We start from the raw sequence: 16,424 nt of genomic DNA, 5'->3' as shown, positions 1-16,424 counted from the left end.
TCCTTTCAGGGGCAGGCCGCTGCTTGAGTGCGCGGCCAGCTCAGTGCGTCTTCTTCGGCGTCCGCGCGGACTCCGCTGGGCCCTCGTCCTTCGCGGCCCCCCCGCTGTCGTCAATCGTCACGGGCGTCGTCACGGGCGTCGCGGGCGCCGCCGCGGCTGAGCCCCGCGCGGTCGAGGCGGGCGGCGGGACGGCGCTCCCGTCGCGCCCCGCGACGCCGGACGGCGGCACGGGCGTGGGCGTGGCAGGGCGCAGCGGGTGCGGCGTGACCGTCGGCGGCGGCGGCGTGTGCCCGGCGCGATCGCTCTCGCGCTGCCACGGGTACTTGATGCGCCCGTGGTACATGTTGACCAGCGTCGAGGCCATCCGGCTCGTCATGATGCGCAGATCCTCGATCGTCAGCCCCGACTGATCGAGCTGGCCAGACGCGAGCTTCGAGAACATCACGCGCTGGATCATCTCCTCGAACTTCTTGTGCTCGGGCGGCCAGATGGTCCGCGACGCCGCCTCGATGGAGTCGACGAGCATCAGGATCGCCGTCTCCTTCGTCTGCGGCTTCATGCCGGGGTAGCGGAAGTGCTCCTGCGTCAGGTCCTTCGGGTTCCCGTGCTCGACGCACTTGTGCCAGAAGTACTCGACGACCTGCGTGCCGTGGTGGGTGTACGCGAACTCGACCACAGGCTCGGGGATGTTGCCCTCGCGCAGGATCTTCGTGCCCATCACGACGTGCGCCATGATGGCGTCGGCGCTCACCTCCGGCTCGAGGTCCTCGTGCGGCGAGCGCTCGCCGGGCGCGAGGTTCTCGATGAAGTACTTGGGCTGCACCGTCTTGCCGAGGTCGTGGTAGTAGGCGCCCACGCGCGTCAGCAGGGCGTCGGCGCCGATCGCCGCGGCCGACGCCTCGGCGAGGTTCGCCATCGCGCGCGCGTGCTCCCAGCTGCCCGGCGCCTCCGCCGCCATCTTCTTGAGCAGCGGCTGCTCCAGGTCGGTCAGGTCGAGCAGCTTGTCGCGGGGCACGTGCCCCATCGCCCGCTCGGCGGGCTCGCGCAGGCTCCGCCCGAGCAGGCCGACGAGCAGCCCCCCGCCGACGCAGGCCAGCACGTTGGACCCGAGCCAGCGCTTCAGATCGGCGCCCAGGTCGAAGCTGCCCTCGAACAGCACGGTCAGCGCGATGAACCCGATCGCGCCGGCGATGCCCGCGAGGCTCCCCGCGACGAGCAGCTGCCGCGAGCCCTTGCGCTTGAAGAAGAACATCGTCGCCGCGATGCCGCGCACGAGCAGCACCGACAGGAGCACCACGTCGAACCGGAGCAGCGACGCGGCGATGAACGCGACGCCCACCTCGACGAGGAACGCGGTCCGCCGGTCGAACGCGATCGCGACCCAGAGCGGGAGCGCCGCGACCGGGATCCAGAACTCGGGCAGCGCCGTGAAGAGCAGGAGGAGCTTCGCGACGAGGAACGAGCCCGTCATCAGGACGAACATGCCCACCTGGGTGCGGAGCAGCCGCACCCGGTTCTGCCCGAACCGGCGCAGGTAGACCGTCAGCATCAGGCAGACGATCAGGTAGATGACGTACGTGCTCGCGATCCGGGCGCCGAGCCCGGGGCGCCGCATGCGCCGCACCGTCTCGTACGCCATGGCGGCGTCGTGATCCTCGTTGCGCTCCGAGAGCACCGTGCCGCGCGGCACGATCACGCGCCTGTGCTCGTACGACAGCGAGAAGCCGCCGTCGTGCGAGTCGCGCACGATCCGCGGCCCGTACGGGACCCGCAGCGTCACGGGCGCAGGCTTGCCCATCTCCGGGCTGAGCGCGGGGATGAAGAGCTCGCCCACGCTGATCACGGCGAAGAGCGCCGAGAAGAGGACGCTCAAGACGAAGCCGGCGAGGGGACCTGCCCGGATACGCGTGCGCAGCATGGAACCGCTCGGTCTCGTCCGCTGGATGCAGCTTGAGAAACGGTTGACGGGGCACGCTCGCGCGTCACCCCGGCGCCACCGGCCGGCCGCGGGCGGCCACCGATGTCAAGGTGTGGTCGGGACCCTAGCAAAGAAGCGCGGCCGAGTCAGCGGCGCGCAGAGGGGCCACCCCGGCGGCGCGCTCCCGCCCGAACGAGGGGCAGCCTGCGGAGGCCGAGCCCGAGGCCGAATGTCGACATCGGCGCGCCGTCCAACGCTGGCGCGCGCTCGCCGGCCCCTCCCTTCAACCCTCCCCGCCGGCCCCGCCCACGGGGGCCGCCGCGCGCGGCGGCGCGTCACGTGGCCCCCCGCGATGTTCCAATTGCTCCCGGAAAACATCGATTGGAGCAGACAATTGCCGTTCGGCGCAAAAGTTGCTACCCACAGGAAATGTCCCCGCTGCGCATGCTGCTCGAACGCCGCAGGAGCGTGGTGATCATGGGGGTCCTCAACCGCACACCGGACTCTTTCTCCGACGGCGGTCGCTTCGCGGATGAAGACACGGCGCTCGCGCAGATCGATGCGATGCTCTCCGAGGGGGCGGACATGATCGACATCGGCGCGGAATCGACGAGGCCGGGCGCGCAGCCAGTGCCGGACGACGAGCAGATCGCGCGCATCGGCGGGAGCGTCCGCGACGCGGTGAAGAGGGGCGCGGTCGTCTCCATCGACACGACCTCCCCCGTCGTCGCGGCGCGCGCGCTCGACGACGGCGCGGCGGTGGTCAACACGATCTCGCTCGACAGCGCGGCTGAGCTCGGCGCCCTGTGCGCGCGGCGGGGGGCGTCGCTCGTGCTCATGCACAGCCGCGGGTCGATGTCGGCGATGGCCGGTTTCTCCGCGTATCCCGACGACGCCTACGGCGACGTCGTCGCCGACGTGGCGCGCGAGTGGTCGAGCGCGGCCGAGCGGGCGCTCGAGGCGGGCTTGCCCAGGGGCGAGCTCGTGCTCGACCCGGGCCTCGGCTTCGCCAAGAACGCGCGGCAGTCGCTCGATCTGTGCGCCCGGCTGGACGAGCTGTGCGCGCTCGGCTTTCCGGTGCTCGTCGGGCCGAGCCGCAAGTCGTTCCTCGCGCGCGCCGCGGCCTCGGAGCGCGGCGAGGGCGCGGCGCTCGCGCCGCCCTCCGAGCGCCTCGGCGGCACCGTCGCGGCCGCGCTCGCGTGCGCCGCGCGCGGCGCCGCGGCGGTGCGCGTCCACGACGTCGGCCCGGTGCGCCAGGCGCTCGACGTGATGCGCGCGATCGAGCGCGCGCTCGATCGCGTCGGCGGCCCCGATCGCGCGGGCGACCGGCGCCCCGGCGCCCCCCTCGCCCAGGGGGCGCGACGCGATGCTTGACGGGTTCCTCCGCCTCTTCGCGGCGCGGCCGGCGGCGCAGGTCCTCCGGGACCTGTTCGACATCTTCATCGTCGCCTACGTCGTCTACCGCGCGCTGCTCGTGCTGCGCGGCACCCGCGCGATGCAGATGGGCCTCGGGCTCGGCATCGTCTTTCTCATCTATCTCGGGGCGAAGATCTTCGGCCTGACCACGCTCCTCAACCTGCTCTCGTGGCTCCTCTCGTCCATCATCCTCATCGTCGTCGTCGTCTTCCAGAACGACATCCGCCGCGCCCTCATCCGCGTCGGCGGCAGCAACTGGTTCACGAGCGGCCGCGAGCAGCAGTCGCGCGTCATCGACGAGGTGGTCGCGGCCGCGACCGAGCTCGCCCGCCACCGCATGGGCGCGATCATCGCCTTCGAGCAGGACGCGAACGTGCTGGAGTTCGTCAAGAGCGACGGCATCCACATCGACTCGGTCGTGACCCGGGAGCTGCTCGTGTCGCTCTTCGTCCCCGAGTCGGTCAACAAGCTGCACGACGGCGCGGTGCTGATCCGCGACCTCAAGATCGCGCGCGCCGGCGTCTTCTTCCCGATGCCCGAGACCAAGATCCTCGACGCGAGCCTCGGCTCCCGGCACCGCGCCGCGCTCGGGATCACCGAGGAGACCGACGCGGTCGTGGTCGTGGTCAGCGAGGAGCGCGGCACGATCAGCTTCTGCTTCAGCGGCAACATCGTCTCGAACCTCGACGGCCAGTCGCTGCGCCACGCGCTGCTCGGGCTCTTCGGCCGCTCGTCGCGCCGGCGGCGCTTCGCCAAGAAGGTGGCTCAGGGCGGCCGCACGAGCCTCCCGACGCCGCCGCTGCGCAGCCCCGGGGTGGGCGCCGCGCCGGCCGCCGCGCCGGCCGCCGCCGGCCAGGGCCACGAGCCCGCGAAGCTCCCCGCCGCGAAGCCCGCGCCGATCGAGGCCAAGCCGGCGACCCCGGTCACGAAGACCTCCTCGATGATCAAGCCGGCCGCGGAGATGATCAAGCCGGCCACGGAGGTTGAGGCGCGGCCGATGTCGAGGATGTCGACCTCCACGCCGATGCGCTCCGGCGCCGAGGCGCGCGCCGCGCTGGGATCCAGCGCCGACATGCGGAGCCCTGCGGGCTCGCCCGCCCCGCAGGACGGCGATCGCCCCTCGTCCGAGCGCGGCCGGCAGGCCATGGTTGATGTCGCGGCGGGCGCGACCGACTCGCCGGTGCCGTCGCAGCGCACCTTCGTCCCGACGGGGCAGGCCGCGGCGACCGCCGCATCCAAGGGGAGCGCGGAGGGGATGCCCCCGCGAGATGAGCCATGACGCTGGCTGCCCTCCGCGAGGCGCTCCGCTCGGCGCTGCTCGACAACCTCGGCCTCAAGCTCCTCTCGATCACGTTCGCGCTGTGCCTCTACGCCTTCATCCACGGGGCGGAGAACGCGCAGCGCACCTTCTCGCTCGACATCGTCACGATCATCCCGCCCGACTCGAGCAACCGGCAGCTGATGACCCAGGTCCCGCAGGCTGTATCGGTGACGGTGCGGGGCTCCCGGACCCAGCTCGACGATCTCCGCGCCGACGACCTCGGGACGCTGCAGCTCGATCTACGGAACGGCACGGTGACGCGCATCGAGCTCGACAAGTCGATGTTCCACGTCCCGGCCGGGCTGACGGTCGAGCAGATCTACCCGCCGACGATCGACCTCCGCTGGGACGACGTCGTCGTGCGCCCCATCCCGGTGCAGGTGCCGCGCACGGGAGACGCGGCGCAGGGGTTCCTCGTGAAGGGGATGGTCTCGATCGATCCGGCCATGGTCAACGCCCGCGGGCCGCGCTCGGTCGTCGACGTGATGCAGCTCGCGCGCACGGCGCCGTTCGACATCAGCGGGCTCACCGAGGGCACCTACCAGCGACAGCTCGCCCTCGACCGGCCGCCGAAGCTCGTGACGTACGACGTCGACAGCGTGATGGCGACGCTCGAGATCGGGCGCGAGCTCGCCACGCGGACCTTCGATCGGAGGATCGAGGTGGTCGGGATCCCGCGCGCGACCGTGACGCCGGCCATCGTGCAGGTGAGGATCACCGGGACGCCGGAGGACGTGAGCGCCGTCAACCCCGACGCCATCCTGGCGCGCGTGGAGCCCAAGGCGGCGAACCTGGATCTCAGCCAGCCGGGCAGCGATTTCCTCGACGTCCTCGTCGAGGTCCCGCGCGTCACGGCCGAGGTCAACCCGCCGAAGGTCATGGTGAAGTGGTGAGCGCGCCGCGCTGACGCGCCGCCGCCCGCCGGGTGAATCGGCGGGCGGGCTCGCGCCGCACGGTCGGTCAGCCGGGCGGGCGCTCGCCGCCGTCGTCCCCGGACAGCCCGAGCTCACCGAGCAGCGCCCGCAGCTTCTCGGGCCCGCGCTTCGGATCGGCAAGCTTGAAGAGCGCGTAGCGCTCCTCCTCGTTCAGCTCCGCCAGCCGGCCGAGCGCGCCGCCGTCGAGCGCGCCGTCCGGGCCGAGCCGGTCGCGCAGCCGCGCGCTCACGGCGCCTGCGTCCCAGGCGGCGCGGCGCACCGGCGCTTCCGCGAGGGGGGTGAGGGGAACCCCGGCGCGGGCCGCGAAGCCGCGGAGCACCTCGGCGTACACCGCGACGTCGTCGTCCGTGTCCACCGGCAGGTGACACAGGGCGAGCCGCTCGGCGCGCGACAGCGTCTGCCACCCCGCGAGCGAGATCTTGAGCTCTGCGAGGTCGAGCTTCCGCCGCACCGCGAGCGGCACGCAGTCGAGCACAACGTGAACCTCGCCCTCGAGCGCGAACTGCCTGTACATATCCCCATCCTATCGCCGCGACCGAGCCGTCCGCGAGCTGTCGTTGCGCCTGGGACGCGCGGCGCTGTTGCGCTAGCCTGCCGCTGTGCGCCGCCTCGGGCTCCTCACGACGCTGCTCGCGCTGCTCGCGCTCGCGTCGCCGATCCGCGGCGCCCGCGCCCAGGACGCTCAGGTCGCGCCCTCGGCGCCCGTGCCGCTCGATCGTGTCGTCGTGCGCTGGCACTCGCCGGAGACGGGCGGCGTCGGGCGCCCTCAGTTCATCTTCGAGCGGGAGCTCGCCTTCGAGGCGCGCGTCGAGGCGCTCGCCGACCCGGATGCGGAGCCCGGGCTCTATCGGGACCGGCACATCCGCGCCGCGCTCGACCGGCACGTCGCGGAGACGTTGCTTGCGAGCCTGCCGATCTCGCCTGCGCCGACGTCGACCGAGGTGGCGCAGCGGGCCGAGGGGGCCCGCATCGCGCTGGAGCAGCGCGCCCGCGGCCGCGCGCGCCTCCTCGCCGCGGCGGCCGCCGAGGGGATGAGCTCCGACGAGCTCGACGCGCTCTTGCGCCGTCAGGCGCGCGCGAGCCTGTACCTGGACCGCATGGTCGCGCCGATGCTCGAGCCCAGCGACTTCGAGCTCAAGATCGTCCTGCGCTCGGGCGTCACGCCGTTCAAGGATCAGCGCTACGAGGACGTCGCGCCGGCGCTGAAGCGCTGGTACGTCGCGAAGCGGCTCGCCGAGGCGCTCGACGCGTACTACCAGAACGCGCGCGCCCGGGTCTCGCTGAGCATCGTGGCCGCGCGCTGAGCATCGTGGCCGCGCGCTGAGCATCGTGGCCGCGCGCTGAGCACCACCGTGGCCGCGCGCTGAGCATCGTGGCCGCGCGCCGAGCGCGTGAGGGCGCTGCGAGCGCGGCTCGGGCGAAGGGGCGCCGCTCGCGCGCCGCGCGCCACCTGGAGCCGAGTGAAGGAGATCCGCGCCAAACCTCCGATGGTGAGTCCCCGTGTGGTGCCGCTCTCCGCGACGGCCTCAGCCCGCGCGCGGCCTGCCAGCTGCTGCATGGCGGGCACGACCGCGCTGATGCTGATACCGAGCCGACACCGAGCTGAGCCACACAAACGACACAAATGACGCGAACCACGCGAACCACGCGAACCACGCGAACCACGCGAACGGCAACAGCGCTGGTGATTCTGACTCTTGATATCGAGGGATGATCAAGCAATACTACTTCGTTGCCTGGTGTTCACTCCAGGCAGCTTGGAGCGCGGGCGCTCCCGCGCTGGTCGCGCGGGAGGGGGGTCCAGTGCGCCGTATCCGTATGGGTATTCGCCGGTAGTACATGCCGGCGATCGGCGTTGGAGGACGCGTTCCAGGAGTCATGGGATAGAGCACCGGGCGCCGGGCGCGGCTCTCTTGCACGTACAGGCGCCCGGGATCGCGCTGCCGCCTCAGCGCCGCTCGAGGGGTCTTCCGGGATCGCGACGCGCTCACGCGCGCGGGCATCGATGTGTCGAGGCGCCGCTCGCTCAGGTCGCGCTCGCGCGCGGCGCCCCGTGTCGGGCGCGCGGCGGCCGCCCCCCGCGTCCGGGAGAGATCGGTGGGAGATCATGCGTTCGCCCCGCGGCGGCGTCAGCGACAGGCATCGTGCAAGGACCTCGCAAGGAGTTGTTGACATGGATACTGGAGATCGTTCCCTTCATCGCAGGCACCTGCTGCGGGGACTCGGTGGCATCGCGACGCTCACCGCCGTCGCGCCTGCGGTGCTCGGCAGCTCGTCGGCGGGCGCGATGACGTCGACCGTGCTCGCCTCCGGCATCCCGGAGGTCGTGGGCATGCACTCGGAGATCATCGAGGATGTCTTCGCGCGCGTGCAGCGCCGGGTGAACGACGGCCTCTTCCCGGGCGCGACCGCGCTCATCGCGCGGCGAGGGCTCATCGTGGGTCACCGGGCCTTCGGCAACAAGGTCGCCGGCTGCACCGAGCCGGTCACGCTCGACACGATGTTCGACGTCCTGTCGCTCACGAAGGTGCTGGCGACGGCGACGGCGATCATGGTGCTCGTCCAGCAGGGGAGGCTGAAGCTCTCCGACCCGGTGGCGCTGTACCTGCCGCGCTTCGCCACGAACGGGAAGGCGAGCATCACCCTCCTCGACATGCTCCGGTACTCGGCCGGGCTGCCCGTCGACAACCAGCGCCTCGACGAGCTCGACGACAAGGCGGTCTGGCACGCGATGGCCGAGACGCCGCTCGAGTACACGCCGGGCTCGTCCGTGCTCTACAGCGATCTCACGTACCGGTTGCTCGGTCGGGTGGTCGAGATCGTCTCCGGCACCGATCTGAGCACGTTCGCGCACGCCCACATCTGGGGCCCGCTCGGCATGCACGACACGATGTTCAAGCCGCCGCCGGAGCTCGCGCCGCGCGTCGCGGCGACCGGCGCCTCGAGCCGGCGCGGCCGCCTCGTGCGCGGCGAGGTGCAGGACGAGCAGGACCACGCGCTCGGCGGGGTCACGGGCTGCGACGGCGTGTTCTCGACCGCGATGGACATCGCGATCTTCTGTCAGATGATCATGAGCGGGGGCAGCTACGGCGGCGCCCGGGTGCTCACCCCGCAGTCCGTCTACAAGCTGACACGGAGCCAGACTCCTCAGGTCACCGCCGCGGCGACAGACACCTCGCCCCTCAACAACCTCCTCCTCACGCCGAAGGGCCTCGGCTGGGAGATCTGGACGCCGCGCTTCTCGCACGGCGGAACGCGGCTGTCGCCCGGGTCCTTCGGCAAGGCGGGGGGGACGGGCTCGTTCGTGTGGATCGACCCGGCACGCGAGCTCTTTGGCGTCTTCTTGACGAACCACGGTCTGCCAGAGCCCTTCGACGAGCCGGGCTGGAACCGCCTGATCGACAGCACAGGCGTGGTCGAGTTCTTCGACGGGATGATCGGCGCAGTCGCAAACGAGCGCTGAGCGCGCGGCGCACCCCGCTCCGCGCGGCTCCGGACATCGGGCCGCCTCAACGCGCCTCGCGCGCTCGGGGCCACGCCTGCCGGCGGGCACCGCGCGCGGCGCGCGCGAGGACATGCGGTGTGCCGAGGCGACCGCGTGACGCCTTCCCTGGACAAGAACCTGTCCACCCCGCAGTGCACTGCAGTCGAGACTAGGTCGCTCGGAGACTGCGTCGTCCATTACGCTCTGCAACGCGTCGCGTTATCTTGCCGTTCGGCGAGCAGGTTTCTCACGCGGTCGCGTCTTGCCTCCCGGCCCTGCGCGCGCGCGCAGGTCCTCTCCGCGTGCGTCCGCGCGCGGCGCCCCCCGCGGCGCGCCCCCGAGCGTCAATGACGCTCCCCGGACGCGGGGGCTCGCCAGGAGCTCAACCCCGGAGAGGGCGCTGGCGCTGCGGCGGATCCACGGCCTCGGCGCGGAACGAAGCGGAACGAAGCGGAACGAAGCGGAACGAAGCGGAACGAAAAACCGAGTTCGAGGTCCTGAAACACTCCGCGCTCTGTCGCTCGCCGCGGCCCCGACGCGGCACGAAAGCCCGCGCGGCCCTGGCTCGCCAATGCACCCTTGCAGTCCGCGGCACGCGTTCGGTGCACTCCCGGCAACGCACGAGGCACGCGCGTGGATTCTTTCGGCAACACTTTAGCCGGTACGAGCTGGTTTTGGTGCGACGCGTTATGAGCGCCCTGCTGTTCCCCAGCAGGGCGACCGAGGTCTATCTAAATCGAGTAATTCCGGTCACTTAATCATGACGCGACGCAGAAAGCAACAAACTGCTGTAGGTGCTTCGGAGACCTTTGACATGAACAGAACGTTCCTGTTAACTGTGCCCCCCGCAAGCCCCGCGAGTGTGGCAGCGGGCGGCTCCTTCGCAGAGAGCCAAACCTTAGATTCTCTTTACAAGCCGCTTCCTCTGCCGCGCTTGGCCACCTGGCCAGATCACCTCCCACCACCCAAGTACACTCCAAAGAATGGATAGGAGCGTCGTTCGATGACATCACTTAAGAGAGACAGGTCGTCGGTTCCCAGCAAGCGATTCGCGGGTCGGCGCGCCGCAGTCCGAGCCCTCGGGCTGGTTTCCGTCTCCGCCCTTTGCCTCACGGCGGCGCCGCGGTCGGCCCACGCCGTGTCGGGCGAGAACTTTGAGTGGCACTGGTACTCGCGCCTCGGCATGGCGTGGTCGGTCTACGGGCAGAACATCCAGGGCGCGTCGATGAACCTGCTCGGGTTCGGCATCGGCGGTCGCTACGAAGAGGACGACTACTCCGAGCCGTCGCTGGTCGCGCACGTGGTGAAGGGCGCGACGCCGGATGACTTCTACGTGAAGTCCGAGATGACCTTCGCCATCTGGCGTCAGTACGGCGGCGTGTTCATGCAGCCGTCCTCGAACGGCGGCCAGTCGATCACGATGCAGTTCAACCAGGCCTACATCGAGGCAGGCAACTTCCTCGTCCCGGGCCTCAGCGTCTGGGGCGGCGCGAAGTTCTTCCGCGATCAGTACGCGCCCATCGGCGACTACTTCTACCTCGACGACCTCAGCGGCCAGGGCGGCGGCCTCAAGTACGAGAACCTGAACCTCGCGATCCTCGGCTATCGCGGGTTCGGCGACACCCTCCCCGCGTACAACCTGGACACGAACGCGGATGGGAACGTCGACGTCGAGCGGTTCCGCACCGTCTTCGCCGGCAACTACAAGTTCGAGTTCGGCGGTGAGGCCAAGCACCACGTCAAGATCCACGCCGAGGCGCACGTCCTCCAGGCGGCGAAGCGGGGCGAGGGCTTCGCGGTGCCCGACAACGGCAAGGCCGACTTCGGCGGCGTCATCGGCGCGAAGCTCCACGTCGGCCTCGGCCAGGGCAACTGGAGCGACACGGCCGTGCGCTTCGGCACCGGCATCGCCAACGGCGCCGCCGGCGGCGCCAAGACGTACCAGACCTGGGGCCTCCCGAACGATGAGGGCACGTACGCGGGCTCCTTCGCCATCGAGGCCGTCGAGCACGCCGGCTTCCGGATCGGCGACGTCGCCGCCCTCGAAGGCCTCGCCACCTTCCACTACACCAAGGCGGCGTACGAGGCCCCCGCGGGCGCCGTCCCGACCCCCGCTGGCCCGCACGAGAAGCAGATGGACTTCTCGGTCCAGGCGAACGCCGCGATCTTCGCGCACAAGAACTTCCACCCCGTCATCGAGGCCTCGTTCCAGGGCCGGAAGGACGGCGAGAACGAGCTCGGGACCGCGGTCAAGGTCTCCGTCGTCCCGACCCTCGTCCCGACGGGCGAGCTGAGCACCGGCGCGCGGCCGCACTTCAAGCTCATCTACACGGCGGCCTTCTACAACGACGCCGCGAAGAATCAGGCGCTGTCTGCCTACCTCCAGAGGACGGGCGCCGGGTCGAACGTCGGCCACTACATCGGCGCGCGCACCGACTGGTACTTCTAGAGACCTGCGGCGACCGACTCCGCCGCTCCCCTCCGTTCCACCCTCAGGCCAGCGCCCCGGCGCCGCGATCGCGGCGCCGGCGGCGCGACCTCACGCCGTGTCGCTGCGCGACTCGCTCGCGATCTCCTGCGAGGCGGGCCCGGACTCCTCGTCGGACGGCCCCTGCGCCTCCTGGTAGTGGTGCGCGAACGACCGCGCCGCGCGGCGCGCCTTCAGGAACTCCGCGAACGCCGTCAGCGTGTCGAGGTCCCGCGGGCCGAGCGCCTCGGCGATGTCGCGGAGGTTCTTGCGCAGGCTCTCCACGCTCCTGCCGCCGCGGCGGGGCTCCCGCACCTCCTCGCGCTCCCGCTCTCGCTCGCGCTCGCGCACCGGCGCCTCGACCGCGGGCGCCGCCGGGGCGGCCTCCGGGCGGGCCGGCACCTCCGGCACCCACAGCGGGCGGGGGACCGGGTTCAGGGCGTGGGCGCTCAGCCACGCCTCCATGAAGATCCGCAGCCGCTCGCTCCGGAAGGCGAACCAGCGCTCCCGCTCCGGACCGTAGGACATCAACACATCCTTGAAGCGACGGAACGCGCCCTTGCCGTCGATGGCCTGGCTGAGCTTCGCCTGGAGCTCCATGTCTTCCACCATCGGGATGTAGCGCTCCATCCAGCGGTACTGCTCGCGCGAGCTCACCGGATCGATCCGGAGGTAGTTGGCATCGGCCGCGATGCGCGCGTGCATCTGCGGATCGGCCACGCCGTCGACCACCCGCAGCACGTCGCCCGTGCCGAGGTGCAGGTACGAGTGCACCTCTGGGGCGTTGTTCTCGAAGGCGTCCTCCAGCGCCTCCCAGTCGATCGGGATGTCGCGAACGGCCGTCCCGCCGGCTGAAGCATTCTCGGTAGTCGGCATGTCCTCCTCGTCTCCATCGAAAGCAGCGAGGCGGCGGTGGGCTGGCCGCGCGCCTCGGTTCAAGTGCACCAAGTTTGAACGGAAATGCGCCGTCGTCATAGCACTCTACGCTGGTTGGGGGCTTCTGGGCCTAACTCTCGCAACCTAGGGTTGATTCCTTGATCCGGAAGCCCGTTCGGCCGCCGAGCCGCGGCGCGATGACGACTCGGGAGAGAGCTTCGGGAGACCTGGGTTCAAGCGGAAAACAGCGTGGAAATTCAGGGGAATCGGCGAGTGCTCAGCTGCGCTGCGAGCGCGCGCGGGCCACGGCGTCGGCCCAGCGGTGGAGGTGGGCGGATCGATCCGCTTCGCTCATCGCGACCTGGAAGCTCTGCCCTACACGGGAGATGCGGGCCGAGTCCTCCTTCGTGCGGAAGAGGCCGGCCCCGACGCCGGCGAGCATTGCGGCGCCGCGCGCCGTTGTCTCCAGGTCCGTGGGGCGCTCGATAGCGACGTTCGCCACGTCCGCCTGGAACTGCATGAGCAGATCGTTCGCGGCGGCGCCGCCGTCCACGCGCATCCGGCGCAGCGGGTGGCCCAGGTCGTCGGCCATCGCCTGCACGAGATCCGTCACCGAGAGCGCGATTCCCTCGAGCGTCGCGCGGGCGAGGTGCGCCGCGGTCGTGCCGCGCGTGACCCCGGAGATGATCCCGCGAGCGTCCGGATCCCAGTAGGGCGCGCCGAGGCCGGAGAGCGCCGGGACGAACGTGACGCCCTCGCTCGACGGCACGCTGCGGGCGAGCGCCTCGATCTCCGCCGCGGTCTTGATCAGGCCCAGGCCGTCGCGGAGCCACTGCACCGCGGCGCCCGCGATAAAGGCGCTCCCCTCGAGCGCAAAGACCACCTCCGAGCCGATCTTCCACCCCACGGAGGTGAGCAGGCCGAAGCGGCTCCGGAGCGGGCGACCGCCGATGTTCGCCAGCACGAACGCGCCGGTGCCATAGGTGCACTTGGCGTCGCCCGCCGCGAAGCAGGCCTGCCCGAAGAGGGCCGCCTGCTGGTCGCCGGCGATGCCGGCGATCGGGATGCCGTCGGGCAGGTGAGGGAAGCCGCGAGTCGCCGCGATGCGGCCCGCCGAGGCGACGATCTCCGGCAGGAGCTGGCGCGGGATCCCGAGCACCGCGAGCATCGCGTCGTCCCAGCCCAGCGTCGCGAGGCTCATGAGCAGGGTGCGCGACGCGTTGGTGACGTCGGTCGCGTGCACCGGCGAGCCGCCGGCCACGTCGCCCGAGAGGCGCCAGACGAGGAAGCTGTCGACCGTGCCGAAGCACAGCTCGCCGCGCTCCGCGCGCGCGCGCGCGCCGGGCACGTTGTCCAGGATCCACGCGAGCTTGGTGCCGCTGAAGTACGGATCGAGCACGAGGCCGGTCGTCTCCTCGACCGCCTGCTCGTGGCCCGCGGCGCGGAGCTCGGCACAGCGCGCCGCCGTCCGGCGGTCCTGCCACACGATCGCGCGGTGGATGGGGCGGCCCGTCGCGCGCTCCCAGACGAGCGTCGTCTCGCGCTGGTTCGTGATGCCGATCGCCTTGATCGCGCTGCCGGCCACGCCCGCCGCCCGGAGCGTCTCGCCCACGGCGTCCTGAACGCTCTGCCAGATCTCCTCCGGGTCGTGCTCGACGAGCCCCGGCTCCGGGAAATGCTGGCGAAACTCGCGCGTGGCGCGGCCCAGCGTCGCGCCAGCCGTGTCCATGAGGAGGGATGTCGTTCCGGTGGTGCCCTGATCGATGGCGAGGAGGTACGCGGAATCCATGCGGCCGACTAACGCGGCGGGGTGTGGGCGCATAGCAGTTCCACGCGCCACGTCCACATGGACCGTGGACGAAATACTGATCTTATGATCAGGTGTACTTCTGTCGGGCCCTGGGGAGCGGCCGGTTCGGTCCGGGCGCCTCGGCCGGGGCCAGGGGCTCGTTTTTCTGCGGTCGGCGCGGCTCCTTACCTTGGCCAGCCCCGGACTTCGGCCGGAAAGATTGTCGGTCCGAGCCGGGCTGGGTAATCTCCCAGAACCGATGGCCCGCCTCATCCTGCAGACCGCCGAGGGCCAGCAGGCGATCGAGCTGCGGCCCGTGAACTCGCTGGGGCGCCACCCGAACAACTCCATCCAGCTGCTCGACAAGATCGTCTCGAAGGAGCACTGCATCATCGAGCAGCGGGGCGATCACTTCGTCCTGCGCGATCTCGGCAGCCTGAACGGCACGTTCGTCAACAGCGAGCGTGTCCGGGGCGAAGCGCCGCTGAAGCACGGGGACGAGATCGCCCTCGGGTCCACGCGTGGCCGGTTCGACGACCCGGGCGCCGCGGCGGCTCAGCCGCTCGGCCAGGGCTGGCCCCCCGGGGTCAACCACCCGGGCGCGATGCCGGCGCAGCCGCCGGCCCACGGCTACCCGCCTCGCGACGCCGGCTACCCGGCCCCGCCGCCGCCCCAGTACCAGCGCCCGCAGCAGCAGCCCGCGCCGCTCCCGGGCACGCCGGCGGCGCCGCCGGTGACGCGGCAGCCGCCGTACGCGCCGCCGCCCTCGCCGCCGCTCCCGGGGCCGGGCGGGACGGCGCCGCTGCCGGGGCGCTCGGGGGCGCACGGCGGCTCGTACGTCGCGCAGGGCACGCGCATCGACGTGAACGATCAGGCCCGGCAAATCGGGACGCAGATCGCCGCGGTCGACAAGGGGTTCCTGGCGTTCGACCGGATCGCCAACGACATGAACCAGCTGCGCGCGGACTACGAGCGGCTGCGCCTGTCGCACGAGCTGTCCCGCGAGATCGCCGCCGAGCGCGACACGACGAAGCTGCTCGAGAAGATCCTGACGAGCGTCTTCAAGTTCATCCGCGCCGACCGCGGGGTGATCTTCCTGCGCAACGAGGGCGGCGAGCTCACGCCGCAGGCCATGCAGCGGCGCGACGGGACGACGGCGCCGATCAGCGTGTCGTCGACGATCCTGAACCACGTCGTGCACGAGCGCGCGGCGGTGCTGACGCACGACGCGGCGATGGACTTCGCGGCGTCGAAGGGCAAGAGCATGATCCTGAACCGGATAAGCTCGGCCATCGTCGCGCCGCTCGTCGCCCCGCTGCAGCACAACAACGAGGTGCTCGGGGTGCTCTGGCTCGACTCCGAGACGCTCGCGCAGTTCCAGCCCAAGGACCTCGAGCTCGTGACCGCGATCGCCTACCAGGCGGCGATGTTCATCGAGATCAACATCCTCGGGAAGAAGATCGAGAACGAGATCGTCACGCGGGAGCAGCTCCGCCGGCTGCTCTCGCCGAACATCGCCGAGCGCGTCCTCAGCGGCCAGCTCGCGGTGAAGCAGGGCGGCCAGCACGTCGAGGAGTGCACCGTCTTCAACAGCGACATCCGCGGCTTCACGCGCATGAGCGAGAGCAAGCGGCCGGAGGAGCTCGTCGTCATGCTGAACGAGTACTTCGAGCGGATGGTCGACACGATCTTCCAGTTCGAGGGCACGCTCGACAAGTTCATGGGCGACGGCATCATGGCGCTCTGGGGCGCGCCGGTGGCCCACCGCGACGACGCCGTCCGCAGCGTGGAGTGCGCGCTGAAGATGGGCGAGGTGCTCGGCGAGTTCAACCGCGAGCGGCTCGAGAAGGGCGAGCAGCCGCTCGCGGTCGGCATCGGGATCCACACCGGGCCGCTCGTCGCTGGCTACATCGGGAGCTCGAAGGCGCTCAGCTACACGGTGATCGGCGACGTGGCGAACACGTCGGCGCGGCTCTGCTCCATCGCGCTGGCCGGCCAGATCGTCATCAGCGAGACGACGTACGCGCAGCTCGGGGGCAGGTTCGAGACCGAGGAGCTCCAGCCCGCGCGGGTGAAGGGCAAGGACAAGCCGATCCCGATCTTCAACGTGATCCGGAGCCGGCCGATGGCGCAGGTCCCGGCGAACGCCTTCATGAGCGCCGAGCCGACCAACGCCCTGAACGAGTGAGCGCGGGGGCGCGGGCTGTACGCCTGTCCG

The 16,424-nt window shown here is 71.0% G+C and carries 11 protein-coding genes; 7 read left to right on the top strand and 4 right to left on the bottom strand.

Annotation, left to right across the window (positions count from 1 at the left end):
- Positions 1-40 precede the first annotated feature (40 nt).
- Positions 41-1,918 carry an HDIG domain-containing metalloprotein gene (locus tag WME85_RS45355; protein WP_437830546.1) on the bottom strand — a complete coding sequence of 626 codons (1,878 nt, stop codon included), beginning with the start codon at positions 1,916-1,918 and terminating at the stop codon, positions 41-43.
- Positions 1,919-2,362: 444 nt separating this feature from the next.
- On the opposite strand from WME85_RS45355, the gene folP reads away from it, so the two are divergent.
- Genes folP through WME85_RS45340 form a run of 3 tightly spaced genes read left to right on the top strand, consistent with a single transcriptional unit; the run spans position 2,363 to position 5,548 of the window.
- Entirely contained in the window at positions 2,363-3,292 is a 930-nt protein-coding gene (gene folP / locus WME85_RS45350; RefSeq protein WP_437830543.1) for a dihydropteroate synthase, read from the top strand.
- Positions 3,285-4,613, top strand: coding sequence for a diadenylate cyclase CdaA (gene cdaA / locus WME85_RS45345; RefSeq protein WP_437830540.1), 1,329 nt, complete (start codon positions 3,285-3,287; stop codon positions 4,611-4,613). The genes folP and cdaA overlap by 8 nt, the downstream gene beginning before the upstream one ends.
- On the top strand, positions 4,610-5,548 hold the full coding sequence (locus WME85_RS45340; protein ID WP_437305298.1) for a CdaR family protein: 939 nt from the start codon (positions 4,610-4,612) through the stop codon (positions 5,546-5,548). Before cdaA ends, WME85_RS45340 begins: the two co-directional genes overlap by 4 nt.
- 67 nt (positions 5,549-5,615) lie before the next feature.
- Here WME85_RS45340 and WME85_RS45335 read toward each other — a convergent pair whose 3' ends face one another.
- A complete protein-coding gene (locus WME85_RS45335; RefSeq protein WP_437830537.1) occupies positions 5,616-6,104 on the bottom strand; it encodes a nitrate reductase associated protein in 489 nt (162 codons plus the stop codon).
- Between the two features lie 85 nt (positions 6,105-6,189).
- Between WME85_RS45335 and WME85_RS45330 the strand changes: the two genes are divergently transcribed.
- The 3 genes from WME85_RS45330 (at position 6,190) to WME85_RS45320 (ending at position 11,523) form a co-directional block, all read left to right on the top strand.
- Positions 6,190-6,894: a hypothetical protein gene (locus WME85_RS45330; RefSeq protein ID WP_437830535.1), complete on the top strand. Its 705-nt coding sequence runs from the start codon at positions 6,190-6,192 to the stop codon at positions 6,892-6,894.
- Between the two features lie 869 nt (positions 6,895-7,763).
- On the top strand, positions 7,764-9,053 hold the full coding sequence (locus tag WME85_RS45325; protein ID WP_437830532.1) for a serine hydrolase domain-containing protein: 1,290 nt from the start codon (positions 7,764-7,766) through the stop codon (positions 9,051-9,053).
- Positions 9,054-10,212: 1,159 nt separating this feature from the next.
- Positions 10,213-11,523: a carbohydrate porin gene (locus tag WME85_RS45320; RefSeq protein WP_437830529.1), complete on the top strand. Its 1,311-nt coding sequence runs from the start codon at positions 10,213-10,215 to the stop codon at positions 11,521-11,523.
- 90 nt (positions 11,524-11,613) lie between these two features.
- Here the strand turns inward: WME85_RS45320 and WME85_RS45315 are convergent, their stop codons facing one another.
- The gene (locus WME85_RS45315) at positions 11,614-12,417 is read right to left on the bottom strand and encodes a UPF0158 family protein (protein WP_437305293.1); all 804 of its coding nucleotides are present in this window, start codon (positions 12,415-12,417) and stop codon (positions 11,614-11,616) included.
- A 277-nt stretch (positions 12,418-12,694) separates the two neighbouring features.
- Positions 12,695-14,206 (bottom strand): glycerol kinase GlpK, encoded by a 1,512-nt coding sequence (gene glpK, locus WME85_RS45310; protein WP_437830525.1) that lies wholly within the window; start codon positions 14,204-14,206, stop codon positions 12,695-12,697.
- Positions 14,207-14,465: 259 nt separating this feature from the next.
- Between glpK and WME85_RS45305 the strand changes: the two genes are divergently transcribed.
- The gene (locus tag WME85_RS45305; RefSeq protein WP_437830522.1) at positions 14,466-16,394 is read left to right on the top strand and encodes an adenylate/guanylate cyclase domain-containing protein; all 1,929 of its coding nucleotides are present in this window, start codon (positions 14,466-14,468) and stop codon (positions 16,392-16,394) included.
- The last annotated feature ends 30 nt before the right edge of the window (positions 16,395-16,424 follow it).

It is taken from the genome of Sorangium sp. So ce1153, assembly GCF_051521595.1.
Taxonomy (GTDB): Bacteria; Myxococcota_A; Polyangia; order Polyangiales; family Polyangiaceae; genus Sorangium.
This window is presented reverse-complemented; position numbering and strand designations above follow the sequence as displayed.

Bases quoted from the DNA above. Each gene is read 5' to 3' on its own strand.
- WME85_RS45355 (WP_437830546.1), bottom strand. From the start codon at position 1,918: ATGCTGCGCACGCGTATCCGGGCAGGTCCCCTCGCCGGCTTCGTCTTG.
- cdaA (WP_437830540.1), top strand. From the start codon at position 3,285: ATGCTTGACGGGTTCCTCCGCCTCTTCGCGGCGCGGCCGGCGGCGCAG.
- WME85_RS45340 (WP_437305298.1), top strand. From the start codon at position 4,610: ATGACGCTGGCTGCCCTCCGCGAGGCGCTCCGCTCGGCGCTGCTCGAC.
- glpK (WP_437830525.1), bottom strand. From the start codon at position 14,206: ATGGATTCCGCGTACCTCCTCGCCATCGATCAGGGCACCACCGGAACG.
- folP (WP_437830543.1), top strand. From the start codon at position 2,363: ATGCTGCTCGAACGCCGCAGGAGCGTGGTGATCATGGGGGTCCTCAAC.
- WME85_RS45325 (WP_437830532.1), top strand. From the start codon at position 7,764: ATGGATACTGGAGATCGTTCCCTTCATCGCAGGCACCTGCTGCGGGGA.
- WME85_RS45335 (WP_437830537.1), bottom strand. From the start codon at position 6,104: ATGTACAGGCAGTTCGCGCTCGAGGGCGAGGTTCACGTTGTGCTCGAC.
- WME85_RS45315 (WP_437305293.1), bottom strand. From the start codon at position 12,417: ATGCCGACTACCGAGAATGCTTCAGCCGGCGGGACGGCCGTTCGCGAC.
- WME85_RS45305 (WP_437830522.1), top strand. From the start codon at position 14,466: ATGGCCCGCCTCATCCTGCAGACCGCCGAGGGCCAGCAGGCGATCGAG.